Origin of the sequence: Pseudoxanthomonas sp. Root65 (assembly GCF_001427635.1) — a bacterium.
Lineage (GTDB): Bacteria > Pseudomonadota > Gammaproteobacteria > Xanthomonadales > Xanthomonadaceae > Pseudoxanthomonas_A.
On the sequence record NZ_LMHA01000002.1, the window covers coordinates 172972 to 196738 of the forward strand.

Annotated in this window: 22 protein-coding genes; 14 read left to right on the forward strand and 8 right to left on the reverse strand. The window is 67.4% G+C overall.

The window, feature by feature from the left end; all coding sequences use genetic code 11:
* Nucleotides 1–41 precede the first annotated feature (41 nt).
* Complete coding sequence (gene phaZ / locus ASD77_RS11255) at nucleotides 42–1289, reverse strand: polyhydroxyalkanoate depolymerase (protein WP_055941562.1); 1248 nt, start codon at nucleotides 1287–1289, stop codon at nucleotides 42–44.
* Nucleotides 1290–1369: 80 nt separating this feature from the next.
* Nucleotides 1370–1978, reverse strand: coding sequence for a class I SAM-dependent methyltransferase (locus tag ASD77_RS11260; RefSeq protein WP_055941564.1), 609 nt, complete (start codon nucleotides 1976–1978; stop codon nucleotides 1370–1372).
* 240 nt (nucleotides 1979–2218) lie between these two features.
* Between ASD77_RS11260 and ASD77_RS11265 the strand changes: the two genes are divergently transcribed.
* Nucleotides 2219–2650 carry a CopD family protein gene (locus tag ASD77_RS11265; protein WP_082563263.1) on the forward strand — a complete coding sequence of 144 codons (432 nt, stop codon included), beginning with the start codon at nucleotides 2219–2221 and terminating at the stop codon, nucleotides 2648–2650.
* Nucleotides 2651–2815: 165 nt separating this feature from the next.
* Here ASD77_RS11265 and ASD77_RS11270 read toward each other — a convergent pair whose 3' ends face one another.
* Nucleotides 2816–4513: an alkaline phosphatase gene (locus ASD77_RS11270; protein WP_055941565.1), complete on the reverse strand. Its 1698-nt coding sequence runs from the start codon at nucleotides 4511–4513 to the stop codon at nucleotides 2816–2818.
* 237 nt (nucleotides 4514–4750) lie between these two features.
* Here ASD77_RS11270 and ASD77_RS11275 point away from each other — a divergent pair, with 237 nt between their 5' ends.
* Together ASD77_RS11275 and ASD77_RS11280 are read left to right on the forward strand one after the other, a co-directional pair.
* Complete coding sequence (locus ASD77_RS11275; protein WP_055941568.1) at nucleotides 4751–6028, forward strand: dicarboxylate/amino acid:cation symporter; 1278 nt, start codon at nucleotides 4751–4753, stop codon at nucleotides 6026–6028.
* Nucleotides 6025–6462 carry a GNAT family N-acetyltransferase gene (locus tag ASD77_RS11280; protein WP_055941571.1) on the forward strand — a complete coding sequence of 146 codons (438 nt, stop codon included), beginning with the start codon at nucleotides 6025–6027 and terminating at the stop codon, nucleotides 6460–6462. The genes ASD77_RS11275 and ASD77_RS11280 overlap by 4 nt, the downstream gene beginning before the upstream one ends.
* Here ASD77_RS11280 and ASD77_RS11285 read toward each other — a convergent pair.
* From ASD77_RS11285 to ASD77_RS11295, 3 genes are all read right to left on the reverse strand, one after another.
* Entirely contained in the window at nucleotides 6459–7313 is an 855-nt protein-coding gene (locus tag ASD77_RS11285; protein ID WP_200947392.1) for a bile acid:sodium symporter family protein, read from the reverse strand. The genes ASD77_RS11280 and ASD77_RS11285 overlap by 4 nt on opposite strands.
* Nucleotides 7314–7502: 189 nt before the next feature.
* Entirely contained in the window at nucleotides 7503–8114 is a 612-nt protein-coding gene (locus ASD77_RS11290; protein WP_235578550.1) for a C40 family peptidase, read from the reverse strand.
* Nucleotides 8115–8404: 290 nt separating this feature from the next.
* Nucleotides 8405–8965, reverse strand: a complete 561-nt coding sequence (locus tag ASD77_RS11295; protein ID WP_055941576.1) for a C40 family peptidase — start codon at nucleotides 8963–8965, stop codon at nucleotides 8405–8407.
* 83 nt (nucleotides 8966–9048) lie between these two features.
* On the opposite strand from ASD77_RS11295, the gene ASD77_RS11300 reads away from it, so the two are divergent.
* From ASD77_RS11300 to ASD77_RS11325, 6 genes are all read left to right on the forward strand, one after another.
* Nucleotides 9049–9528: a peptidylprolyl isomerase gene (locus ASD77_RS11300; protein WP_055941577.1), complete on the forward strand. Its 480-nt coding sequence runs from the start codon at nucleotides 9049–9051 to the stop codon at nucleotides 9526–9528.
* 113 nt (nucleotides 9529–9641) lie between these two features.
* Nucleotides 9642–10889 (forward strand): DUF418 domain-containing protein, encoded by a 1248-nt coding sequence (locus ASD77_RS11305; RefSeq protein ID WP_055941579.1) that lies wholly within the window; start codon nucleotides 9642–9644, stop codon nucleotides 10887–10889.
* A 23-nt stretch (nucleotides 10890–10912) separates the two neighbouring features.
* A complete protein-coding gene (locus ASD77_RS11310; protein WP_055941580.1) occupies nucleotides 10913–12163 on the forward strand; it encodes an FAD-dependent oxidoreductase in 1251 nt (416 codons plus the stop codon).
* On the forward strand, nucleotides 12160–13515 hold the full coding sequence (gene gorA / locus ASD77_RS11315; protein WP_055941582.1) for a glutathione-disulfide reductase: 1356 nt from the start codon (nucleotides 12160–12162) through the stop codon (nucleotides 13513–13515). Before ASD77_RS11310 ends, gorA begins: the two co-directional genes overlap by 4 nt.
* A 35-nt stretch (nucleotides 13516–13550) precedes the next feature.
* Entirely contained in the window at nucleotides 13551–14327 is a 777-nt protein-coding gene (gene hutG / locus ASD77_RS11320; protein ID WP_055941584.1) for an N-formylglutamate deformylase, read from the forward strand.
* A gap of 73 nt (nucleotides 14328–14400) precedes the next feature.
* Nucleotides 14401–15321: a DMT family transporter gene (locus ASD77_RS11325; protein ID WP_055943343.1), complete on the forward strand. Its 921-nt coding sequence runs from the start codon at nucleotides 14401–14403 to the stop codon at nucleotides 15319–15321.
* Nucleotides 15322–15328: 7 nt separating this feature from the next.
* On the opposite strand, the gene ASD77_RS11330 is transcribed toward ASD77_RS11325, so the two are convergent.
* Both ASD77_RS11330 and parE read right to left on the reverse strand, forming a co-directional pair.
* Complete coding sequence (locus ASD77_RS11330; protein ID WP_055941586.1) at nucleotides 15329–16465, reverse strand: carboxylate-amine ligase; 1137 nt, start codon at nucleotides 16463–16465, stop codon at nucleotides 15329–15331.
* Between the two features lie 285 nt (nucleotides 16466–16750).
* Nucleotides 16751–18640, reverse strand: a complete 1890-nt coding sequence (gene parE / locus ASD77_RS11335; protein WP_055941587.1) for a DNA topoisomerase IV subunit B — start codon at nucleotides 18638–18640, stop codon at nucleotides 16751–16753.
* A gap of 277 nt (nucleotides 18641–18917) precedes the next feature.
* Between parE and ASD77_RS11340 the strand changes: the two genes are divergently transcribed.
* From ASD77_RS11340 to eno, 5 genes are all read left to right on the forward strand, one after another.
* A complete protein-coding gene (locus ASD77_RS11340; protein WP_055941589.1) occupies nucleotides 18918–19172 on the forward strand; it encodes a hypothetical protein in 255 nt (84 codons plus the stop codon).
* A 140-nt stretch (nucleotides 19173–19312) separates the two neighbouring features.
* The gene (locus ASD77_RS11345; protein ID WP_055941591.1) at nucleotides 19313–20974 is read left to right on the forward strand and encodes a CTP synthase; all 1662 of its coding nucleotides are present in this window, start codon (nucleotides 19313–19315) and stop codon (nucleotides 20972–20974) included.
* A 151-nt stretch (nucleotides 20975–21125) separates the two neighbouring features.
* Nucleotides 21126–21959, forward strand: a complete 834-nt coding sequence (gene kdsA, locus ASD77_RS11350) for a 3-deoxy-8-phosphooctulonate synthase (RefSeq protein ID WP_055941593.1) — start codon at nucleotides 21126–21128, stop codon at nucleotides 21957–21959.
* A gap of 110 nt (nucleotides 21960–22069) precedes the next feature.
* A complete protein-coding gene (locus ASD77_RS11355) occupies nucleotides 22070–22483 on the forward strand; it encodes a hypothetical protein (protein WP_055941595.1) in 414 nt (137 codons plus the stop codon).
* Nucleotides 22480–23766, forward strand: a complete 1287-nt coding sequence (eno, locus tag ASD77_RS11360) for a phosphopyruvate hydratase (RefSeq protein ID WP_055941597.1) — start codon at nucleotides 22480–22482, stop codon at nucleotides 23764–23766. The genes ASD77_RS11355 and eno overlap by 4 nt, the downstream gene beginning before the upstream one ends.
* The last annotated feature ends 1 nt before the right edge of the window (nucleotide 23767 follow it).

Sequence of the window (23767 nt, forward strand, 5' to 3'; positions counted from 1 at the left end):
AAAGCTTCGCGACTGACGTCGCTCCTACAGGATGCGATGCGTCAGCCGGCGTACTTGGCGATGAAGTCGCGGACCTGCGGATAGACCTTCTCGCGCCAGCGGCGGCCGCTGAAGATGCCGTAGTGGCCGGCGCCTTCGACGGTGAGGTGCTGGTGGTGCGCCTTGGCGATGCCGGTGCACAGCTCGTGCGCGGCGGCGGTCTGGCCCTGACCGGAGATGTCGTCCAGTTCGCCCTCGATACTCATCAGCGCGGTCTTCTTGATGGCCGCCGGCTTGACCAGTTCGCCATTGACCTTCCATTGGCCACGCGGCAGCAGGAATTCCTGGAACACCGTGCGGATGGTGTCCAGGTAGTACTCGGCCGGCATGTCGAGCACCGCGTTGTACTCGTCGTAGAACTTGCGGTGCGATTCGGCGTCCTGCAGGTCGCCCTTCACCAGGTCGGCGTAGAAATCCCAGTGCGACATGAAGTGGCGGCTGGGATTCATGGCGATGAAGCCGGCATGCTGCAGGAAGCCCGGATACACGCGGCGGCCTTCGCCCGGATAGGGCGAGGGCACGGTATGGATCACGTTGTTCTCGAACCACGACAGCGGATTGCGCGTGGCCAGGCTGTTCACTTCGGTGGGGCTGCTGCGCGCGTCGATCGGCCCGCCCATCATGACCAGCGATCGCGGCGTGGCTTCGCCCCGCGCGGCCATCAGCGACACCGCCGCCAGTACCGGCACGGTCGGTTGGCAGACGCTGATCACGTGCAGCTTCTCGGCGCCGATGTGGCGGATGAAGTCCTCCACGTACGCGACATAGTCGTCCAGGCTGAAGGCGCCTTCCGAGGCGGGCACCATGCGTGCGTCCACCCAGTCGGTCACGTAGACCTTGTGGTCGCGCAGCAGCGTGCGCACGGTGTCGCGCAGCAGGGTGGCATGGTGGCCGGACAGCGGCGCCACCACCAGCACCACCGGATCGTCCTTCAGCGTGGTGATCGTCTCGGCGTCGTCGGTGTAGCGCTTGAAGCGCAGCAGCCGGCAGAACGGCTTCTTGATGATCTCCTGCTCCACGACCGGAACGGTGCGGCCTTCGACCTCGACCTCGTGGATCTCCCACGCCGGCTTCTCGTAATCCTTGCCGATGCGGTGGATCAGTTCGTTGCCGGCGGCGATGCGCTCGGCGCCCGGCACGTTGGACAACCAACTGCTCGGTGCGGAAAACATGCGTGCGTTCGCTTCGGCCATGTAGGCCAGCGGCGCCATCCATGCGCGTCCGAGTTCATGCAGTTGGTACAGGGTCATGGCGGTCCGGAATCCCGATTTTGGTGCACGGTGCTGCGCCGCAGCATACCGTAAAGCCGGTACCGCCGCGCGCGGCCTGTTCAGGTTATCGGCCGATAATCCGCCGCCTCCAGTACCGCGACATCGCCGGCCAGGCGCGGCCCCAGCCAGCAATGATTGCCGATGGACTGGAAGCCCTCGCGGTTGAAGGCCTGGCGGTACCAGGCCGCTCTGCGCGGCTGGAAACCGTCGTGGTCGCCCTCGAAGTCGTCCTCCTTGGCGAAGGTCTCCAGGAAGGCCACGCCGCCGCACAGTTCGGCCAGTCCGGGCAGGCCGCGTTTCAGCTCCCGCGTCGGCACGTAATGCAGCACGTCCGAACACACCAGCAGATCCACCGGCTCGCAGGGGCGCAGGTACTGGAAATCCTCGAAGCGCCCGTAGTGCAGGTTGCGCGTGCGCCCGAAGCGCCGGATGGCGTACTCGCTGCTGTCGAAGCCCAGGTACTGCAGCTTCGGCCGCAGCTTGAGTAGCGGCGCGCGCCAGGCGCCTTCACCGCAGCCGATGTCCAGCACCGTGCGGATCGGCCGCTCCAGGTGGTACTCGGCCACCGCGACGGCCAACGCCACCTTGCGCGCGAGGCGTGGTGCGCCGCCGATATCGCCGTCGCGATACCAGCGCTGGAAGTAGTCGGCGTCGTAGTGTTTGGTCATGAGGCACACGAGAATCGGGGATAGGGGAGAGTGAGGCAGAAGGCTTTCGCTCGTCATCCCAGCGCCCGCTGGGATCCATTGTGCTGTTGCTCTTTCTGGCCCGCATAGCGACAGCAGGATCAAGATGGGTTCCAGCTTACGCTGGAACGACGGTCCTTCTGCCCCCCGCTGTGTTGGACAGCCCTGACGGCGGTAGCGGAGAATCCCGCCTCATCCTTCCGAGCGACGGAGCCGGCCAGCGTGGACAAAGCCAGCCTCTACCTGTGGGTCAAGACCTTCCATCTCGTCTTCGTCATCGCCTGGATGGCGACGGTGTTCTACCTGCCGCGCATCCTGGTCAACCTGGCCGAGACGACCGGGCAGGCCGACGTGCAGGCGCGCCTGCAGTTGATGGGGCGCCGGCTGTACGGCTTCGGCCACACGATGTTCGGTATCGCGGTGATCCTGGGCGGCGTGCTGTGGTTCCACTTCGGCATCAGCGGTGGCTGGCTGCACGCCAAGCTGACGCTGGTCGCGCTGATGCTGGCGCACTACATCGTCGCCGGCCGCTGGCTGAAGGGGGTGGCGAAAGGGAAATCACTGCCTTCACCAACCGCGCTGCGCTGGTTCAACGAGCTGCCGCTGTTCGCATTGATCGCGGTGGTATGGCTGGTGTTGGCTAAGCCGTTCTGAGGCCATCCCGTTTGCGCGGGATGGGGTGCGGTGCTGACGAGTCGTTCCGAATCAGCCTGTCCGACGACCGTAGGAGCGCCTCAGGGGCGCGATGCTTTGGGTTGGGATCGTCGGAAAAGCATCGCGGGCATGGCCCGCTCCTGCGAGGGCATTACCCCCGCGCGATCACTTCTTCTCGAAATCCACCGGCCTCGGCAACTCCACCGGGACGCCGTTCGCGTCGCACGTGCCTGCGGCGCACAAGCGTGCGCGCAGCTTGGGGGTGGCCTGCACGATGACGTGGTAGATGGCGTTCTGCTCCAGCGTGCCGCGGAAGGCGTCGCTGCCGGGGCCGATGGCCCAGATGCCGACGTCTTCGCCGCCGTGCGATTCTGATTTCAGCGGCACCAGGGCTTCCTGCAGATAATCCGGATGTTCGGTGTCCACCTGGCTCAGGTCGGGGCGGCCTTCCGACGGTTCGACGCTGCTGGGCGCATGCAGGAAATGTTTCGGGCCGGCGGGCTGGCGGTTGCTGGCGCCGGTGTAACCGGGGCCGTTGGCATAGGTCAGGGTGGTGAAGGTCTGTCCGTTCTGGTCGCGCGCGAGGTCGCCCGGCGTGTCGTCTTCGCCGCCCTGGCCGCGGACCTTGCCGAGGATCGGATTGCCGCGCACCGGGTAGCCGACGAAGTTGAGCGTGTGCGAGTGGTCCGCCGTGACCAGGATCAGCGTGTCGTCGCGCGAGGTCGCCTCGACGGCGGCCTGCACGGCGTCCGACATCGCCACGGTCTCGTCCAGCGCGCGATAGGCGTTGCCGTAGTGGTTGGCGTGGTCGATACGCGCACCCTCCACCAGCAGCACGAAGCCCTCCGGCTTGCGCGACAGCGTACGGATGGCGGTGCGCGTCAGGTCGGCCAGCGACGGTTCGCCTTGCGCGTCCTTGCGGCGGTCGTGTTCGAACTGCATGTGGTCGTATTCGAACAGGCCCAGCAGCTGCGGCGCGTCGGCGGCAGCCTGCAACTGCTGCGTGTTCGTGACGTAGGCGCCCTGCGGATGCGCCTGCTGCCACTCGGCGACGAGGTTGCGGCCGTCCAGGCGCTGGCCGACCTTGTCGTCTTCTTCCGGATCGCGCATATCGACCGGCAGGAACTCGCCGCGTCCGCCCCCGAGCGCCACGGTGGGCCCGTGGCCGAAACGCGCGGCGGCCAGCAACTGCTGCGCGATGTCCTTGCAGCCGGCCTCGGTGGCCTCCGGTGGCAGGTCGGTGTCGTTTTCCCAGTCGCGATGCGAAACGTGCGCGTACGTCGCCGCCGGCGTGGCATGGGTGATGCGCGCCGTGGTGACGATGCCGGTGGCCAGGCCGGCGCTGTCGGCCAGCATCAGCCAACTGAGCAGGTCCTTGCTGCCGTCGGGCGTGCATTCGCCCTTGTGGCCGGCGGCCACGCCGATGGCGCCCATGTGCGACTTCACGCCGCTGGCGATGGCGGTCATGGTGCCGGCGGAGTCGGGCGTCTGCGAATCGGTGTTGTAGGTCTTGCTGAAGGCAGTGTGCGGGAAGTGTTCCCAGCTCAACAGGTTCTCTTCGCCCGGCATGCCTTTGCGCTGGCCTTCGAAGATGCGCGCAGCGGCCACCGTGGTCAGGCTCATGCCATCACCGAGGAAGACGATGACGTTCTTCGCCTTGCCCTGCATCGCGCCATGGGCGGCGGCTTTCGCCGCACCGTTCCGATACCACCAGTGCGGGGTTTCGCCCTGGGGATGGGCGACCGAGGGAACGTCGACGTGGAATGCGGTGGCACGCGAGGCCGAAGGGGCGGTCGAAGTGCTGGCGCAACCGGCCAGCGATGCGGTCAGCAGGGTAATCAGGAACGGGTGCAGCCGGCGCATCGGGTGTCCTCGTGTGGCATGGCGGTCTTCGTTGATGACGCGACAATGGGCCTCGACCTCATCCCGCCTGGCACCGCCAAGCGCAAGCCAACGTCATCAGGATCGGGGAGCGGACCAAGCACGCAATTATGCCCTCGCCCCAGTGTCCTGTTCATGACACCCGGCATTCCGTGTGGAGGGTCGCTGCATGCAAGGGCTTGGGCTAAGGTGGCGCGTCCACTCCTGTGAGTCGTCCGGATGAAGCTGGTCTCGGCCTGGTTGAAGATCCCGTTCTGGCAGCGCGTCGTCGCCGGCTTCGTGCTGGGTGCGCTGGCGGGCTGGCTGATGGGGCCGGCCGCGGGCGTCTGGCTCAAGCCGCTGGGCGACCTGTACGTCACGCTGATCAAGATGATCGCGGTACCGCTGGTGTTCTTCGCGGTGATCAACGCCGTGTCCAGCCTGCACGGGCAGAAGTCGGTCGCCGCGCTCGGCGGGCGCACGTTCCTGTGGTTCGCGATCACCGCCGCGCTGGCAGTGTGCGTCGGACTGTCGGTGGGCTGGATCGTGCAGCCCGGCAAGGGACTGACGGGCCTGATGATGGCGCCGGACTACCAGGTGCGCGAGGTGCCCACGCCCGTGCAGGTGCTGCTGGACATCGTGCCGGCCAACCCGTTCAAGGCGCTGACCGAGGGCAAGATCCTCCAGGTCATCTTCTTCGCCGGCCTGGTGGGGTTCGCGCTGGTCAAGCTGGGCGAGCGCAGTGCCGGCCTGCGCAAGCTGGCCGGCGAGGCCAGCGACACCATGGTGCAGGTCACGCGCTTCGTGCTGGAAATGACCCCGATCGGCACGTTCGGCCTGATCGGCAGCCTGGTCGGCACGTACGGCTTCGAGAAGCTGCTGCCGCTGGGCAGCTACATCGGCGCGCTGTACGTGGCGTGCGCGCTGCATATCGTGGTGGTGTACGGCAGCCTGCTGCTGGCGCACGGCCTGAACCCGTGGAAGTTCTTCCGCGGCGCCGCGCCGGGCATGCAGGTGGCGTTCGCCAGTTCCTCCAGTTTCGCATCCATGCCGGTGGCGCTGCGCAGCGTCACCCACAACCTGGGCGTGGACAAGGACTACGCCGCGTTCGCCGTGCCGCTCGGCGCCAGCATCAAGATGGACGGCTGCGGCGCGATCTATCCGGCGCTCACGTCGATCTTCGTGGCGCAGTACTTCGGGCTGGACCTGTCGGTGAACCAGTACTTCGTCATCCTGCTGGCGTCGGTGCTGGGCAGCTTCGGCACGGCAGGCGTGCCGGGAACGGCGACGGTGATGGTGACGCTGGTGCTGAGCGCGGCGGGCCTGCCGCTGGAAGGCATCGGCCTGCTGGTCGCGATCGACCGCATCCTCGACATGATGCGCACGATGACCAATGTCACCGGCCAGATGCTGGTGCCGGTGCTGGTGGCGAAGGAGACCGGCCTGCTGGATCGGGAGATCTACGAGCGCGCGTCCAGCGATGTCGGGCTCGCGGACGAGGCGACCCCCGCGCGATGAGCGGCGTCGAGGCGGTCGAAATGGTCGAATCGTTCCCCGATGTGCCGACCTATCGCCGGCTCCGCGTGCAGACAGGCTTGTCGCCGAAGTCGCAGGACGCCGCGACGCGTGGTCTTGCGAACACGCTGTACGGCGTCAGTCTGGTGCGCGACGCCGAGGTGATCGGCATGGGCCGGGTGATCGGCGACAATGGCACGGTGTTCGCCATCGTGGACATCGCCGTCCGGCGCGATCATCAGGGTCGAGGACTGGGCAAGCGCATCATGGCGGCGCTGGATGCGTGGCTGCGCGCCCATGCGCCCGAATCGGCCTACGTCATGCTGATTGCGGACGGCGATGCCCGCCATCTCTACGCGCAGTTCGGCTTCACCGATACCGCGCCCGCGTCCATCAGCATGGCCTACGTGGCGCGCGGGCCCGACACCAGGGCCTAGGCGGTGGCGTCGCGCGCGCCGCGCGACACCCACCAGGCGAACACCGCCGCGGTGATGAACATCAGCAGGCTGTAGACCGCCGCCGGCACCGAGATGGTGGGGTTCTGCAGCACGTTGAGCGCGATGAAGATCGCCAGCGTGCCGTTGTGGATGCCGATCTCCATGGCGATGGCGATGGCCTGCTTCTTCGGCAGCCGCAAGGCCAGCGGCGCCGCATAGCCGGCGCCCATGCTGGCGAGGTTGAACAGCAGGCAGGCCAGGCCGACGATGGCGAAGTAGGTGGTCAGCGTCTTCCATTCCTGCGCGACCGCCGCGACCACCAGCAGCGCCAGCACCAGCACGGAGAGCAGACGGATGGGCTTTTCCGCACGCGCGGCGAAGCCGGGCGCCTTCGCCCGCAACAGCATGCCGATGGCCACCGGCAGCAGGATGATGGCGGCCACCTCGACCACCTTCTTGGTCGGCGGCGGGACGTACTGGCCGGCGCCGAGGAAGTACTCCAGTGACAGGTTGAGGATCACCGGCAGCGTCAGCAGGCACAGCAGGCTGTTGATCGCGGTGAGCGTGATGTTCAGCGCCACGTCGCCGCGGGCGAGATGGCTGTAGATGTTGGCGGTGGCGCCGCCAGGCGAGGCCGCCAGCAGCATCAGGCCCACCGCCAGTTCCGCAGGCAGGCCGAAGACCAGCGCCAGGCCGAACGCGACCCAGGGCAGCACCAGCGTCTGCAGCGCCAGGCCGATCAACACCGCGCGTGGATAGCGCGCGACGCGACGGAAATCGTCGAGCGTCAGTCCCAGCCCCAGCCCCAGCATGATGATGCCCAGGGCCAACGGCAGCAGCAGATTGGTCAACAGTGAAGCCTGCATCGCGTACGACTCCCCTTCGGCGCAACGGACAGGTGGTGCGCGTTCAACAGCGCATGCGCCGGAGGATGGCGGCTAGGCGGTATCCAGTGCAAGTTGCGGCGCACCGCGATGGCGGGACAGCATAAAGGCCGCACGAGGCGGCCTTCTGCTTGTGTTCGACACGGGTGGCGTGCGTTACATCGCGACGCGGCGGCCGCTCAGGTAGCGGTTGGCCCAGTAGCCGGTGAGCAGGCTGTCCACGCGCACGTCCTTGCCGCGGCTGGGCGAATGCAGGAAGCGGCCTTCGCCCACGTAGATGCCCACGTGGTTCACCCGGCCCTTCAATCCGAAGAACACCAGATCGCCCTGGCGGAGTTCCTCGCGGGCGGCGACCAGTTCGGCATCGGCCTTGCTGGCCATGTCGCGGGAGACGCGCGGCAGTTCGATGCCCAGCGCGGTGCGGAAGACGTAACCGACCAGTCCGCTGCAGTCGAAGCCGCTGTCGGGCGAGGTGCCGCCCCAGCGGTACGGCGTGCCCATCAGCGCGAGCGCACGCTGCAGCACCATGTTGACCTTGCCACCCTGCTGTTCCTGGGCGACCACGCCTTCCTTACTCAGGTCGTAGGCGGCCAGCAGCTTGCTGATGTCGCCGGCGACCATGGCGGAGCGATCGACCAGGGGCAGCGTGTCGCTGGCAGCCAGTCGCGGCAGCAGGGCGGAGAGGGTGGCGGTGGCGGCTTCGGCCGCCTTTTCCTTGACGCTGGTGATGACGGGTTTGGCGGCCGCCGTGGCCGGGCTGGCCACCACATCCGGCGATGCCGATGTTGACGCCGCGTCGACGTCGGCGGGGGCACTCTGTGCCTGCGCCACGGACGCCAGGGCGCACAGGCCGAGGCTCAGGAAAACGTGGGAAACCCGCCGCGGCAGGCGGAGGGTGGCGGCAGGCTGGCCTGTTGGCAGGTCGTCGTCGGTCGTCACGCGCGGGAAGGGTTTAACAAGTCAGGGGCGATAATGCCGGCTGATCGGCCTGATTTGGTTCATAAATCGTTATTTATTCGTTAAGTGTGAACGTTCCGCGTCACAGACTTGACCGATTCCTAACGAAGGACGCGTTTCGCGCCGCTGTAGTGGTCCCGCCAGTAGGGGCCATCCAGATGGTCGAGCCGTACCGTCCCGCCCGTGCTGGGGGCGTGCACGAACCGCCCCTCGCCCACGTAGATGCCCACATGGGTGACGTTGCCCTTCTTGCCGAAGAACACCAGGTCGGCGGGCGCCAGACGGCGGGGCTCGATCTTAGGTCCCTGCACCTGCGCCAGTTCCCGCGAGGTGCGCGGCAGGCGCAGGTCCAGCATGTCCCGGTACACGTAGGTCACCAGGCCGCTGCAGTCGAAGCCGGATTCCGGCGTATTGCCGCCATAGCGGTAGGGCGTGCCGACCAGGCCGATGGCGCGCATCAGCACCGACGTGGCGGCGGCCGGATCATCGGCCTGCACCACCGGCCATGTGTGCTGCGCGGGTGGTGGTGGCGACGGCTTGCGGGCCTGGGGCTTGGAACCGCCACAGCCGGCCAGCACCAGCAGTCCCGCGCAGAGCAGGGCGTTGGCCAGCGGCCGAAGTGGCGCGGGCGTGGGCAAGCCGGGATAATGTCGGGCCTTCATCGCGGCGCATCTTCGCCGCATTCCCTTGCGGCCGACAAGCCGCTCCCGTCCTGCCCGTCGGCAGGCCCCGCCCAGAGTCCCGCATGAAAATCGCAAAAGACAGCGTCGTCCGTTTCCACTACACCGTGTCCGAAGCCGGCCAGGAGCCGATCGAAAGCTCGAAGGACCGTGAGCCGCTGGCGATCCTGATCGGCCACGGCAACATCATCCCGGGGCTGGAAAACGCCATGCAGGACCGCGAGGCCGGCGAGAGCTTCGGTGTGGACGTGGCGGCGGCCGATGCCTACGGCGAGCGTCGCGACGGCCTGAGCCAGCGCGTGCCCAAGAAGCACTTCGGCAACCAGCGCTTGGTGTCGGGCCAGCAGGTGGTGCTGCAGACCAACTTCGGCCCGCGCGCCGTGACCATCCAGAAGGTCGGCATGAGCGTGGTGGACGTGGACCTCAACCATCCGATGGCCGGCAAGGACCTGCACTTCGACGTCGAGATTGTGGAAGTGCGTGAAGCCAGCGCGGAAGAAATCGAGCACGGTCACGTGCACGGCGACGGTGGCCACCACCACTGAGTCGCGCGTCATCGCGTGATCCGGACGGCCCGCGCAAGCGGGCCGTTTCTTTTGGCAGGCAGCATGGGGTGCCGCGCATGCTCTAATCGCGGGGACCACATCAGGGGAAGGGAATGACGGCGACGAACACGGGGAGCCTGGCACCGATCGCGGCGGCCGAGCGCGTCGAGGCCATGGACGTGCTGCGCGGCTTCGCGCTGCTGGGCATCCTGCTGATGAACCTGGAAGGGTTCGTGGGGCCGGTGATGGCGTCGGGTACCGGGCTGGATCCCCGGCTCACGGGCATCGACCGCACCGTCGACCTGCTGGTCTACGTGCTGGTGCAGGGCAAGTTCTACACGCTGTTCTCGCTGCTGTTCGGCATGGGCTTCGCGGTGATGTCGCAACGCGCCGAGCAGGCCAACCGGCCGTTCGCCGGCGTGTACTGGCGGCGCGGGCTGGTACTGCTGGCCTTCGGCGTGATCCATGCGCTCTTCATCTGGGCCGGCGACGTGCTGATGATGTATGCGCTGTGCTCGTTCCTGCTGCTCGCATTCCGACCGTTGCCGACCCGCTGGTTCGTCTGGCTGGGGCTGGCCGCGTACGTGATGCCGATCGGCTTCATGCTGCTGATGGGAGCCATGGGCTCGCTGCTGGCCGGCACCGAAGGCTGGGACAAGGCCATGGCGCAGATCGGCGTGCAGATGCAGACGCTGATCGACAGCGAGCGGACCGCCTACGGCAGCGGCACCTATGCCGAAGCCACCTGGCAGCGGCTGAAGAGCACCGGCATGGCGCTCAGCAACATCACCATGTTCGGTTTCATCGTGTTCGGCATGTTCCTGATCGGCGCCTGGTTCGTGCGCAGCGGGGCGATTGCGCGGCCGCGCGATTTCCCGCGGCTGTACGCCGCCCTGCGCTGGGTCGCACTGCCGCTCGGCCTGCTGGCCATGCTGGGCTCGGTGGCGCTGGCGCCGACGATGGATTTCGCCACCTTCAACCTGCGCGTGTCGTCGGCGTTCACCCTGCAGATGATGGCCAACCTGCTGATGTGCCTGGGCTACGCGGCCTGGGTGATGCGTGCGCTGGGTTCTCCGGCCTGGCAGCGGCCGCTGGGCTGGCTGGCGCCGGCCGGACGCATGGCGTTGACCAACTACCTGATGCAGTCGCTGGTCTGCACGTGGATCTTCTACGGCTACGGGCTGGGCTATTTCGAACAGCTGCCGCGTGCCTGGCAGCCGCTGTTCGCGGTGGTGCTGTTCGGCATTCAGGTGCTGCTGAGCCACCTGTGGCTGTCGCGATTCCGCTTCGGTCCGATGGAGTGGCTGTGGCGCTCGCTGACCTACCTGAAGCCGCAGCCGCTGCGGCTCCGGGCGGGATGACGCCGACTGGCTAGAATGTCGCGGTGAAATCCCCCCACGACGACGTCCTCATCCTCGGCGGCGGCGCCATCGGACTGGCGACCGCGCTGGCGTTGCTGGACGCCGGCCGCGGCGTGCGGGTGATGGACGCCGGGTCGGTCGGTGGCGGTGCCTCGCACGGCAACTGCGGCACCATCACGCCGAGCCACGCACCACCGCTGGCAGCGCCGGGTGTGGTGGCGCAGGCGCTGCGCTGGATGTTCACGCCGGATGCGCCGCTGTACCTCAAGCCTCGCGTCGATCCCGCCCTGTGGCACTGGCTGCTGCGGTTCGCCGCGCGCTGCAATGCGCGCGACTGGCGAACAAGCACGCAGGCGCGGTCGGCGCTGCTCAACGATGCACGCCCGCGGCTTGCGGACTGGGTGGGGCGATATGGCCTGGCCTGCGAGTTCGAGGAAGAAGGGCTCGACTACGTGTTCCGCGATCCGCGCAAGTTCCAGCAGTACGTGGACGAGGCGGCGATGCTGGCGGAGTTCGGTATCGCCACGGAGGTGTTCGACGGCGCCGCGTACGAGCGCGACGAGCCCGCCATGCTGCCCGGCGTGACCGGCGCGATCCGCTTCCCCGGCGATGCGCGCCTGCGTCCGGATCGTTACGTGGCCGAACTGGCGCGCGTGGTGCGCGAACGTGGTGGCCAGATCGAGGAGCAGTGCCGCGTGGACCGGCTGGATACCACGACGACCGGCGTGCGGTTGACGACATCGCAGGGCGCGCGCGAAGGGCGCGAGGCGGTGATCGCCCTGGGCGCGTGGACACCGGCGTTCGCTCGCACGCTGGGACTGAAGGCGCCGATCCAGCCGGGCAAGGGTTACTCGATCACCTATTCGCGTCCTGCCCTCGTGCCGCGCCGTCCGATGGTGCTGAAGGACCGTTCCGTGTGCGTGACGGTCTGGGACAGCGGCTTCCGCTTGGGCAGCACGATGGAGTTCTCCGGCCATGACGACACGCTCAATGAAACGCGGTTGTCGGCGCTTGAGCGAGGCGCGCGCCAATTCCTGCGCGAACCCATGGGAGCCGAGGTCCACGAGCGCTGGTGCGGCTGGCGGCCGATGACCTGGGACGACCTGCCGCTGCTCGGACGCGCACCACGCCATGAGCATGTCTGGCTGGCGGCCGGCCACGGCATGCTCGGCATCAGCATGAGCAGCGCCACCGGCCAGTTGATGGCCGACCTGATGACCGGCCGCACGCCGGCCTTCGATCCCACCCCTTACCGACCGGAGCGATTCGCATGAAACCGCAAGCCTTCGACCTGATCGTGATCGGCGGCGGATCGGGCGGCCTGGCCGGCGCCTTCCGCGCGGCTTCGTACGGCGCCAGGGTCGCGCTGCTGGAACCGAAGGAACTGGGTGGTACCTGCGTCAATGTCGGCTGCGTGCCGAAGAAGGCGATGTGGCTGGCCGCCGATCTGTCGCAACGGATCGCCATGGCGTCGACGCTCGGCTTCGACACCTCACCGCCGACGTTGGACTGGAAGGAATTCATCGTGCATCGCCAGCGCTACATCGCCGGGATCCACGCCAGCTACATGAGGCGGCTGGACGAGAGCGGCGTGGTGCTGATGCCCTGCCATGGCCGTCTTCTGGATGCGAACACCGTGGTCAATGCCGATGGCGTGCAACTCGGTGCGAAGCACGTGCTGATCGCCACTGGCGGCCATCCGGTGCGTCCCGACATCCCGGGTGCCGATCTGGGCAAGGTGTCGGACGATTTCTTCAGCCTGTGCGCCGCGCCGGCGCGCGTGGCGATCGTCGGCGGCGGTTACGTAGCCGTGGAACTGGCCGGCGTGCTGCAGGCGTTGGGCAGCCAGGTGGACGTGTTCGTCCGCGGGCAGCGCCTGCTGGACGGCTTCGACACGCAGATCACCGACGAACTGGCTGCGGACATGCGCCAGCATGGCGTGCGCCTGCATTTCGGGCACGCCGTGGCGGCCCTCGAACGCGCGTCCGACGAGGGGGTGGTGGTGCTGGCCGAAGACGGCACGCACACCGCGCGCTTCGACACGGTGATCTTCGCTACCGGACGTCGTGCGTCGACACGCGACATGGGCCTGGAAGCGACGGGGGTTGCCCTCGATGCGCGCGGCTTCGTGCAGGTGGATGGGCGGCAGGACACCAACATCGCCGGGATCCATGCGGTAGGCGACGTCACTGGCCAGGCGGCGCTGACGCCGGTCGCCATCGCGGCGGCGCGGCGGCTCATGGACCGGCTGTTCGGCGGCCAGCCCGATGCGCGGATGGACTATGCGCAGATCCCGACCGTGGTGTTCTCGCACCCGCCGGTGGGGCAGGTGGGCCTGACCGAGGCCGAGGCGCGCGCGCTGCATGGCGACGCGGTGACGGTGCTGACCACGCGCTTCCGGCCGATGCTGCACGCGCTGGCCGATTCGCCGCAACGCAGCCTGTTCAAGCTGGTCTGCGTGGGCGAGGACAAGCGCGTCGTCGGCCTGCACCTGCTGGGCGAGGGCGCGGACGAGATGCTGCAGGGTTTCGCGGTGGCGTTGAAGAAGGGCATCACCCTGGCCGACCTGCACGACACCGTCGCCCTCCATCCCACCAGTGCCGAGGAAGTCGTGCTGATGCGCTGAGCCGGGCCCGCGGGAGGCGGCGATACAATGGCGGCATGGACACCTACACCCTGCATCGCGGTACCGCGCCGCTGTTCATCAGCCTGCCGCACAACGGCACGGCGCTTCCCGACGACATCGCCGCACGCCTGACGCCGGAGGCACGCCGGGTGCCGGATACCGACTGGCATGTGGCCGACCTCTATGCGTTCGCGCGCACGCTGGGTGCATCGATCATCGTGCCGTCGTATTCGCGCTACGTCGTCGACCTTAACCGGCCGGACGATGACGTGTCCCTCTATCCCGGCCAGAACACCACCGGCCTGTGCCCCACCGTGCGCTTCACTGGCGATCCGGTGTACCTGCCGGACCAGCAGCCCACGCCGGACGAGATCGCCGCGCGGGTCGATACCTACTGGCGCCCCTACCACCAGGCGCTGCAGCAGGAACTGGCACGCATCCACGCCGCGCATGGCCGTGCCGTACTGTGGGAAGGCCACTCGATCCGCAGCGTGGTGCCGTTCCTGTTCGACGGCCGCCTGCCGGACTTCAATCTGGGCACGGCCGGCGGCGCGAGCTGCGTGCCCGCGCTGCAACAGGCGCTGGAAGCCGCGCTGGCCTCGCAGTCGGACTACAGCTACGTGGTCAACGGACGTTTCCGTGGCGGTTACATCACCCGTCACTACGCCGACGTCGCCCGCGGCATCCAGACCGTGCAGCTCGAACTGGCGCAGCTCACCTACATGGACGAAGACAGCTTCGCCTACCTGCCCGAGCGTGCGGCGCGTACGCAGGCGCTGATCCGTCGCCTGCTGGCATGCACGCTGGCGTGAGCCGGTCGCCATGACCCGGCCGAGGGCGGAGGACGAACTGGCGCAGCCGCTGGACGTGGCGCCGGCCGAAGCGATGGACGCACCGCCTGCGCGTCCCGGCCTGCAGGCGGTCAGCCGCTCCGGCTTGCTGCTCGCGGCCTTGGGCGCCATCGCGTTCTCGGGCAAGGCGATCATCGTCAAACTGGGGTATCGCTACGGCGCCGATGCGGTCACGCTGCTGGCCTTGCGCATGCTGGTGGCGTTCCCGTTCTTCCTGGTGATGGGCGTGTGGGCAGCGCGCCGGAGTGCGCCGCTGTCGCGCGCCGACCGCCTGAAGATCGGGCTGCTGGGCTTCCTCGGCTACTACCTGGCCAGCTTCCTCGACTTCGCCGGGCTGGCCTACATCACCGCCACGCTGGAGCGGCTGATCCTCTATCTCACCCCGACGCTGGTGGCGCTGATCGGCTGGCTCGCGCTGGGCAAGCGCATCTCGCGGCGGCAGGTGTTGGCGCTGCTGGTCAGCTATGCGGGCGTGGCGCTGGCCTTCGGGCACGATCTGCAGGCCGGCGGTTCCAGCATCCTGCTGGGTGGCCTGCTGGTGTTCGGCAGCGCGCTCGCCTACGCGCTGTACCTCGTCGGCAGTGGCGAACTGGTGGCGCGCGTCGGCGCGGTGCGGCTGACGGCCTACGCCAGCAGCGTGGCCAGCGTGCTGTGCCTGCTGCAGTTCGTCGTGCTGCGGCCGATGCAGGCGATGGTGCTGCCGTGGGAGGTCTACGCGCTGTCGCTGGTCAACGGCACGCTGTGCACGGTGCTGCCGGTGCTTGCGGTGATGATGGCGGTGGCGCGTATCGGCTCCGCGCTGGCGGCACAGGTCGGCATGATCGGGCCGGTGTCGACCATCGTGCTGAGCCTGCTGCTGCTCGGGGAACCGATGGGGCCGTGGCAGGTGGCCGGCACCGTGCTGGTGATGGCCGGCGTGTTCGTGGTGTCGCAGCAGAAGACGGTCGCGCGCTGAGCCTGCGTCAGTCCGGTACGCTCGCCGCCGCCAGCCATCGCACGACATGCACCAGCGCTTCGCCGTGCGTGTCGCCGGCGAGCCTGCGTTGCTGGTAATGCCGCTGCTGCCCGTGCGCACTGGTGCCGCCGTCCAGGATGCGCCACGCATGGTCGATCTGGCGGGCGCAGTCCAGCGCCGCCACGTCGGCCGCAATGATCTCCAGCGTGCTTTCCAGCATCTCGCGCACGGAGACAAGATCGCCACTGCCGATGTCGATCAGGCCGGCGTCGAAGCCGTGCCGCTGCGCCCGCCACAGGTTCTCCTCGATCACCGCCTGCGCCCCCGCATCCAGCGCGGCATGCAGGCGCGGCGTGCGCTCGAGGTACCGCACCACGCAGCGGAACAGCTGCGCGATCGCAAGCGCGTCGCGTGGATCCGTGCAGGCGTCGGTCACGCGCAGTTCCAGCGTCGGGAAGGCGAGGGAAGGGCGCAATGCCCACCACAGGAAGCTGGCATCGCGGATGGCGCGCGCATCGATCATGCGCCGCACGTAGTCGTCGTATTCGTCCTGGCCGCGGAACAGCGGCGGAAGCCCGGTGCGGGGAATTTCCTGGTACGCCGTCTGCCGATAGCCCATCAGGCCGGTCGCCTGTCCCATCCAGAACGGCGACGAGGTGCTAAGGGCCAGCAGCAGCGGCAGGAACGGCTGCATCCGCGCCATCAAGTGCACGCGCTGCGCCGGATCGGCCGGCTGCACATGCACATGCAGGCCGCACAGCAGATTGCGGTGGCCGAGCATCTGCAGCTCGTCCATCACCTGGTCGTAATGCGGTTTGTCGGTGCTGCGCTGGCCCCGCCACGGCGCAGAGGGATGCGTTCCTGCCGACAGGATGTCCAGGCCATGCGCGCGGGCGATGCCGCCTATCGTGCGCCGCAGGGTGAGCAGGTCATGCTCGGCAGCGCGCGGGTCGTCGTGCACCGCGGTCTGTACTTCCACCTGGGTCTGCAGCATCTCGCTGCCGAAGCGTTCGCCCAGCGCGGCGCGGCAGGCATCGAAGAAACGACGCGGCATGTGCCGCAGGCGCCGGCCGTTGCGCCGCACGAGGAAATATTCCTCTTCCAGACCGAAGGTATAGGGATGCGAGTCGGGTTCCGCTGCCATCCCCGGGTTATCGCACCGGGGCGGTGAACATGATGTTCAAGGGTCGGGCGGGCTGGGCGGCGGCAAGCGAAGCAGCGAGCGGAAGTCGTTTGATGCTGGCAGTTGCCGGGAACCGGTCTGCGGTGGGGCGGTGATCCTGCGCGCGTCGGTGCGACGCGGCGCAGGGTCGCGATCAGACCTCGAGCGACGCCAGATCGCCCTTCGTCTCCAGCCGCGCCGCGCAGAACATCCGACGGACATGGCAACGAGGCCGTCGCAACGGCCCCATCCAACGAATCGCCGCGGTCAGACTTCCAGGGAAGCCAGGTCGCCCTTGGTCTCCAGCCAAGCCTTGCGATCGCTCGCTCGCTTCTTCGCCAGCAGCATGTCCATCAGGCCGTGCGTTTCCGGTGCGTCATCCACGGTCAGCTGCACCAGCCGGCGCGTGTCGGGATGGATGGTGGATTCGCGCAGCTGGGACGGATTCATCTCGCCCAGACCCTTGAAACGGGTGACGTTGACCTGGCCCCGGATCTTCTCGCGCTCGATCTTTTCCAGCAGCAGGCGCTTCTCTTCCTCGTCCAGCGCGTAGAACACCTGCTTGCCCACGTCCACGCGGAACAGCGGCGGCATCGCCACGAACACGTGGCCGGCGTTCACCAGCGCGGGGAAGTGGCGCAGGAACAGCGCGGTCAGCAGCGTGGCGATGTGCAGGCCGTCCGAGTCGGCGTCGGCCAAGATCACCACCTTGCCGTAGCGCAGCCCGCTGATGTCGTCCTTGCCGGGATCGCAACCGATGGCGATGGCCAGGTTGTGCACTTCGTCGGAGGCGAGCACCGAGGTACTGGCGACTTCCCACGTATTGAGGATCTTGCCGCGCAGCGGCAGGATCGCCTGGAAATCCTTGTCGCGCGCCTGCTTGGCGCTGCCGCCGGCCGAGTCGCCTTCCACCAGGAACAGCTCGGTGCGCGAGAGGTCCTGGCTGATGCAGTCGGCCAGCTTGCCGGGCAGGGCGGGACCCTGCGTGACCTTCTTGCGGATGACCTGCTTCTCGGTCTTCAGGCGCGCGCTGGCGCGTTCGATCGCGATCTGCGCGATCTTCTCGCCCAGCTCCACGTGCTGGTTCAGCCACAGGCTGAAGGCGTCGTGCGCGGCGCCTTCGATGAAGCCGGCGGCCTGGCGCGAGGACAGGCGTTCCTTGGTCTGACCGCTGAACTGCGGGTCGGTCATCTTCAGCGACAGTACGAAGGTGACGCGGTCCCACACGTCTTCCGGCGCCAGCTTCACGCCGCGCGGCAGCAGGTTGCGGAAGTCGCAGAACTCGCGCAGCGCATCGGTCAGGCCGCTGCGCAGGCCGTTCACGTGCGTGCCGTGCTGGGCGGTGGGGATCAGGTTGACGTAGCTTTCCTGGACGATCTCGCCCTCCGGCACCCACGCGACCGCCCAGTCGACGACCTCGCTGTCCTTCTTCAGCTGGCCGACGAACAGCTCCGGCGGCAGCAGCTCACGGCCGGCCATCTCGCCGCGCAGGTAATCGCGCAGGCCGTCCTCGTAATGCCAGCTGTCGCGCTCGCCGCTGGCTTCGTCGAACAGGGTGACGTTCAGCCCGGGGCAGAGCACGGCCTTGGCGCGCAGCAGGTGCTTGAGCGCACGCACGTTGAACTTCGGCGTGTCGAAATACTTCGGGTCGGCCCAGAAACGCACGCGCGTGCCGGTGTTCTTCTTGCCCACGCTGCCTACCACTTCCAGCGGGGTGGCGCGGTCGCCGTTGCGGAAGGTGATGCGGTGTTCGCTGCCCTCGCGCTTGATGTGCACTTCCACCAGCGTGGACAGTGCATTGACAACACTGACGCCCACGCCATGCAGGCCGCCGGAGAAGGTGTAGTTCTTGTTGCTGAACTTGCCGCCGGCATGCAGGCGGGTGAGGATCAGTTCCACGCCGGGGATCTTCTCCTCGGGATGGATGTCGACCGGCATGCCGCGTCCGTCGTCGCTGACTTCGCAGCTGCCATCCTTGTACAGGGTGACCTCGATGCTGCCGGCATGGCCGGCCAGGGCCTCGTCCACCGCGTTGTCGATGACTTCCTGCGCCAGGTGATTCGGGCGCGAGGTGTCGGTGTACATGCCGGGGCGGCGCTTGACCGGGTCAAGGCCGGAGAGGACTTCGATGTCGGCGGCGTTGTAGCGGCTGCTCATGGATGCTCGGTTTCTCGGTGCGACGGGCGACGCCAGGGCGCCGCAGTGAACAGGAACGGGTGGACAGTCCACCGCAGGGGCGTCGCAGGGCGCGCGACGCGCTGCGTTCCGCGCCGGGACGGGCCCGGATCGGGCGGCAGTGTGCGGCCAGCCGGGCTTTTTTGCCATGTTCAGTCGAGGGCGGGGCGGCGGGCGCTAGGCTTGCCGCGTGGACAGGGATGCCCTTGGAACGCCGCCCGGCGCCCCCAGATTCCCGTTACCCATGAGGAGTACCGCCATGAAGTCCCGCAACCTGTTGCTGCTCTCCGCCGCCGTCGCCGGTGCGCTGTTCGCGGTCCAGGCGTTCGCTCAGTCGCGCACCGCCAACGATGCCGACAAGCCCAAGCAGGACCAGTCGCAGACCAGCGACCCTTCCGACCCCGAGGCCAAGGCCCGTCGCCGTGCCGCCAACGAGGCCGCCGCCAAGCAGCGCAAGGCCGCCGACGGCCAGCAGAAGAAGGCCGGCGAAGAGGAAGAAGAGCGCAAGCCCTGATCCGTGTCGATCCGCCGGGAGCCTTGCCGCGCAAGGGTTTCCGGTGATCGGACTGTGGCCAGACGCCCCGCTTCGGCGGGGCGTCGCGCTTCCGGGAGACACGTGTTGCCTGTAGACTATGGCTTTCCGGAGCCCCGCCCATGACTCCCCTGATTTTCGTTACCGGCGGCGTTGTGTCCTCGCTAGGCAAGGGCATCGCCGCCGCTTCGCTTGCGTCCATTCTTGAAGCACGTGGCCTGAAGGTCACGATGATGAAGCTGGACCCGTACATCAACGTCGACCCGGGCACCATGAGCCCGTTCCAGCACGGTGAGGTCTACGTCACCGACGACGGCGCCGAGACCGACCTGGACCTGGGCCACTACGAGCGCTTCGTGCGCACGCGCCTGAGCCGCAAGAATTCCGTCACCACCGGCCGGATCTACGAGAACGTGATCCGCAAGGAGCGCCGCGGCGACTACCTGGGCGCCACCGTGCAGGTGATCCCGCACATCACCGACGAGATCCGCCGCTGCATCGACGAGGCCACTGAGGGCTTCGACGTCGCGCTGGTGGAGATCGGTGGCACGGTCGGCGACATCGAATCGCTGCCGTTCCTGGAAGCGATCCGCCAGATCCGCACCGAGCGCGGCCCCGAGAAGGCCCTCTTCATGCACCTGACGCTGGTGCCGTACGTCGCGGCCGCGGGCGAGCTGAAGACCAAGCCCACCCAGCACTCGGTGAAGGAACTGCGCTCGATCGGCATCCAGCCGGACGTGCTGCTGTGCCGCTCCGAGCAGCCGATCCCGGACTCCGAGCGCCGCAAGATCTCGCTGTTCACCAACGTCCCCGAGCGCGCCGTCATCAGCGTGCCGGACGTGGACGTGCTGTACCGCATCCCGATGGGCCTGCACGGCCAGGGGTTGGACGAGATCGTTCTGCGCCAGTTCCGCATCGAGAACGCGAAGGCGGCGGACCTGTCCGAATGGGAAGCGGCGGTTGACGCCACGCTCAACCCGCTGGACGAGGTGACCATCGCCGTCGTCGGCAAGTATGTCGATCACCAGGACGCCTACAAGTCCGTCGGCGAAGCACTCAAGCACGGCGGCCTGCGCCAGCGCACGCGCGTCAACCTCAAGTGGATCGAAGCGCAGGAGCTGGAAGGCACCGACATGGCCCTGCTGCAGGGCGTGGACGGCGTGCTGGTGCCGGGCGGCTTCGGTGATCGCGGCTTCGAGGGCAAGGTGCTGACCTCGCGCTTCGCCCGCGAACAGAAGCTGCCCTACTTCGGCATCTGCTACGGCATGCAGGCGGCGGTCGTCGATTACGCCCGCCATGTCGCCGGGCTGGACAACGCCAACAGCACCGAGAACGACAAGCAGTCGCCGCACCCGGTGATCGGCCTGATCACCGAATGGCGCACCGCGACCGGCGATGTCGAGAAGCGCGACGAGCGCTCCGATCTGGGCGGCACCATGCGCCTGGGCCTGCAGGAACAGCGCCTCAAGCCGGGCACGCTGGCGCGTGATCTGTACGGCAAGGACGTGGTGGCCGAGCGCCATCGTCATCGCTACGAGTTCAACAACCGCTACCGCACGCAACTGGAAGACGCCGGCCTGGTGATCGCCGCCAAGTCGATGGACGATCTGCTGGTGGAGATGGTGGAACTGCCGCGCACCGTGCACCCGTGGTTCCTGGCCTGCCAGGCGCATCCGGAATTCCTGTCCACGCCGCGCGACGGCCATCCGCTGTTCGTCGGCTTCATCCGCGCCGCGCGCGAGAAGAAGGCCGGCGGCAAGCTGTTGAAGGAAGCGCGGGCGTAAATGTTGTTTCCTTCTCCCGCCGGGAGAAGGTGCCCCGAAGGGGCGGATGAGGGTCCGGCGGAATCCAGTATGTTCCCGCCTTCCCGATTCCGCCGTACCCTCACCCCACCCCCTCTCCCGGGGGAGAGGGGCTCAAACGAGAGGTGTTTGAATGAAGCTTTGTGGATTCGACGTCGGCCTTGACCAGCCCCTGTTCCTGATCGCCGGCCCGTGCGTGATCGAATCGATGCAGTTGCAGATCGATGTCGCCGGCCGCCTGAAGGAGATCACAGGCAAGCTGGGGATGAACTTCATCTTCAAGTCCAGCTTCGACAAGGCCAACCGCACCTCCGGCACCAGCTTCCGCGGCCCCGGCATGGAAGAAGGCCTGAAGGTGCTGGACGCGGTGAAGAAGCAGGTCGGCGTGCCGGTCCTGACCGACGTGCACGAATACACGCCCATGGACGAAGTCGCGGCCGTGGTCGACGTGCTGCAGACGCCCGCGTTCCTCGTGCGCCAGACCGACTTCATCAGGAAGGTCTGCGCCGCCGGCAAGCCGGTCAACATCAAGAAGGGTCAGTTCCTGTCGCCGTGGGACATGAAGCCGGTCGTCGAGAAGGCCAAGTCCACCGGCAATCACGACATCATGGTCTGCGAGCGCGGTGCCTCGTTCGGCTACAACAACCTGGTCAGCGACATGCGCTCGCTGAGCGTGATGCGCGATACCGGTTGCCCGGTCGTGTTCGATGCCACGCACTCGGTGCAGTTGCCGGGCGGGCAGGGCACCAGCTCCGGCGGCCAGCGCGAGTTCGTGCCGGTGCTGGCGCGTGCGGCGGTCGCGGTGGGAGTGTCAGGCCTGTTCGCCGAAACGCACCCGGATCCGTCCAAGGCCCTGTCCGATGGCCCGAACGCGTGGCCGCTGGACAAGATGGAAACGCTGCTGGAAACGCTGCTTGCGCTGGACGGCATCACCAAGAAGAATGGTTTTTTGGAGAGCACGGTCTGATGGGATCGGCAGGCGGTCCATCCAGGATGATGCGAGCGGCATCCATAGGTCTGTTGCTGACCTTCGCAGGAGCTCCGCTTTGCGCGGACGCATGCACGACGAACCCACCAATGCGCGCGCCGCCGATCGCCGAACTGGTGCAGACGTCGGACATGGTTGCCATCGTCCATGTCGATCGCATCCATCCACTGACGGCCGAGGAAGCTGCCTTCACCGAGCGCATCTTCAGTGATCCGCCGTTGAACGTACCGATCCGCCTGCCGACCCAGTCCGCCGATGTCACCGTGATGCGCATCCTGAAGGGAACGATCCCGAAAGGAGCTCCCATCGGGAGCGGCACCACCAGCTGCGATGTCGTGCTGATGGAAGGACGCGATTACCTTATCTTTGCCCAGGCGGCGGTCGAGTCAGGCGACAAGATCGAGCCTCGCTACGGCACGTTTATGATCGACCGGAGTCCGCGAAGCCTTGCGGCACTGGCCGAAGTGGAACACTCCCTTTCCTCCAATCCGACCCCGCCATGACCAACATCGCCAAGATCCACGCCCGCGAAATCCTCGATTCCCGCGGCAATCCCACCCTCGAAGCCGAGGTCACGCTGGACGACGGTTCCTTCGGTCGCGCCATGGTGCCGTCCGGCGCCTCGACCGGCACCAAGGAAGCCGTGGAGCTGCGCGACGGCGACAAGACGCGCTACCTGGGCAAGGGCGTGCGCAAGGCGGTGGAGAACGTCAACACCACCATCGCGACCGCGCTGAAGGGCTTCGACGCCGCCGACCAGGAAGGCCTGGACCGTCGCCTGATCGACCTGGACGGTACCGAGAACAAGGGCCGCCTGGGCGCCAATGCGCTGCTCGGCGTGTCGATGGCCAACGCGCATGCGGTGGCCGCGTCCAAGAAGGTCCCGCTGTGGCAGCACCTGGCCAACGGCAACGACGTGACGCTGCCGGTGCCGATGATGAACATCATCAACGGCGGCGCTCATGCCGACAACAACGTGGACTTCCAGGAGTTCATGGTGCTGCCGGTGGGTTTCGACTCGTTCGCTGAATCGCTGCGTGCCGGCACCGAGATCTTCCACTCGCTGAAGTCGGTGCTGAAGGGCCATGGCCTGAGCACGGCGGTCGGCGACGAAGGTGGCTTCGCCCCGGATTTCCGCAGCAACGTGGAAGCGCTGGACACCATCCTGGAAGCCATCGGCAAGGCCGGCTACACCGCCGGCGAGGACGTGCAGCTGGGCTTGGACGTGGCCTCCAGCGAGTTCTTCGACAACGGCAAGTACCATCTGGTCGGCGAGAACAAGCGCCTGACCAGCGAGCAGTTCGTCGATTTCCTCGCCGACTGGGCTGCGCAGTATCCGATCATCACCATCGAAGATGGCTTGGCCGAGGACGACTGGGCGGGTTGGAAGCTGCTGACCGATCGTATCGGCAAGAAGGTGCAGCTGGTCGGCGACGACCTGTTCGTCACCAACCCGAAGATCTTCAAGGAAGGCATCGAGTCCGGCACCGCCAACGCCATCCTGATCAAGGTCAACCAGATCGGCACGCTGACCGAAACGCTGGAAGCCATCGCCATGGCCCACCACGCGAACTACGCCGCCGTCGTGTCGCACCGTTCGGGCGAGACCGAGGACACCACCATCGCCGATATCGCGGTGGCCACGACGGCCACGCAGATCAAGACCGGCTCGTTGTGCCGCAGCGACCGCGTGGCCAAGTACAACCAGCTGCTGCGCATCGAAGAGGCGCTGGGCAGCAAGGCGCGCTACGCCGGCCGCAACGCCTTCGTCTCGTTGAAGAAGTAAT

Bases quoted from the DNA above. Each gene is read 5' to 3' on its own strand.
- phaZ (WP_055941562.1), bottom strand. From the start codon at position 1,289: ATGACCCTGTACCAACTGCATGAACTCGGACGCGCATGGATGGCGCCG.
- ASD77_RS11260 (WP_055941564.1), bottom strand. From the start codon at position 1,978: ATGACCAAACACTACGACGCCGACTACTTCCAGCGCTGGTATCGCGAC.
- ASD77_RS11270 (WP_055941565.1), bottom strand. From the start codon at position 4,513: ATGCGCCGGCTGCACCCGTTCCTGATTACCCTGCTGACCGCATCGCTG.
- ASD77_RS11275 (WP_055941568.1), top strand. From the start codon at position 4,751: ATGAAGCTGGTCTCGGCCTGGTTGAAGATCCCGTTCTGGCAGCGCGTC.
- ASD77_RS11280 (WP_055941571.1), top strand. From the start codon at position 6,025: ATGAGCGGCGTCGAGGCGGTCGAAATGGTCGAATCGTTCCCCGATGTG.
- ASD77_RS11295 (WP_055941576.1), bottom strand. From the start codon at position 8,965: ATGAAGGCCCGACATTATCCCGGCTTGCCCACGCCCGCGCCACTTCGG.
- ASD77_RS11300 (WP_055941577.1), top strand. From the start codon at position 9,049: ATGAAAATCGCAAAAGACAGCGTCGTCCGTTTCCACTACACCGTGTCC.
- ASD77_RS11305 (WP_055941579.1), top strand. From the start codon at position 9,642: ATGACGGCGACGAACACGGGGAGCCTGGCACCGATCGCGGCGGCCGAG.
- gorA (WP_055941582.1), top strand. From the start codon at position 12,160: ATGAAACCGCAAGCCTTCGACCTGATCGTGATCGGCGGCGGATCGGGC.
- hutG (WP_055941584.1), top strand. From the start codon at position 13,551: ATGGACACCTACACCCTGCATCGCGGTACCGCGCCGCTGTTCATCAGC.
- ASD77_RS11325 (WP_055943343.1), top strand. From the start codon at position 14,401: ATGGACGCACCGCCTGCGCGTCCCGGCCTGCAGGCGGTCAGCCGCTCC.
- ASD77_RS11330 (WP_055941586.1), bottom strand. From the start codon at position 16,465: ATGGCAGCGGAACCCGACTCGCATCCCTATACCTTCGGTCTGGAAGAG.
- parE (WP_055941587.1), bottom strand. From the start codon at position 18,640: ATGAGCAGCCGCTACAACGCCGCCGACATCGAAGTCCTCTCCGGCCTT.
- ASD77_RS11340 (WP_055941589.1), top strand. From the start codon at position 18,918: ATGAAGTCCCGCAACCTGTTGCTGCTCTCCGCCGCCGTCGCCGGTGCG.
- ASD77_RS11345 (WP_055941591.1), top strand. From the start codon at position 19,313: ATGACTCCCCTGATTTTCGTTACCGGCGGCGTTGTGTCCTCGCTAGGC.
- kdsA (WP_055941593.1), top strand. From the start codon at position 21,126: ATGAAGCTTTGTGGATTCGACGTCGGCCTTGACCAGCCCCTGTTCCTG.
- ASD77_RS11355 (WP_055941595.1), top strand. From the start codon at position 22,070: ATGCGCGCGCCGCCGATCGCCGAACTGGTGCAGACGTCGGACATGGTT.
- eno (WP_055941597.1), top strand. From the start codon at position 22,480: ATGACCAACATCGCCAAGATCCACGCCCGCGAAATCCTCGATTCCCGC.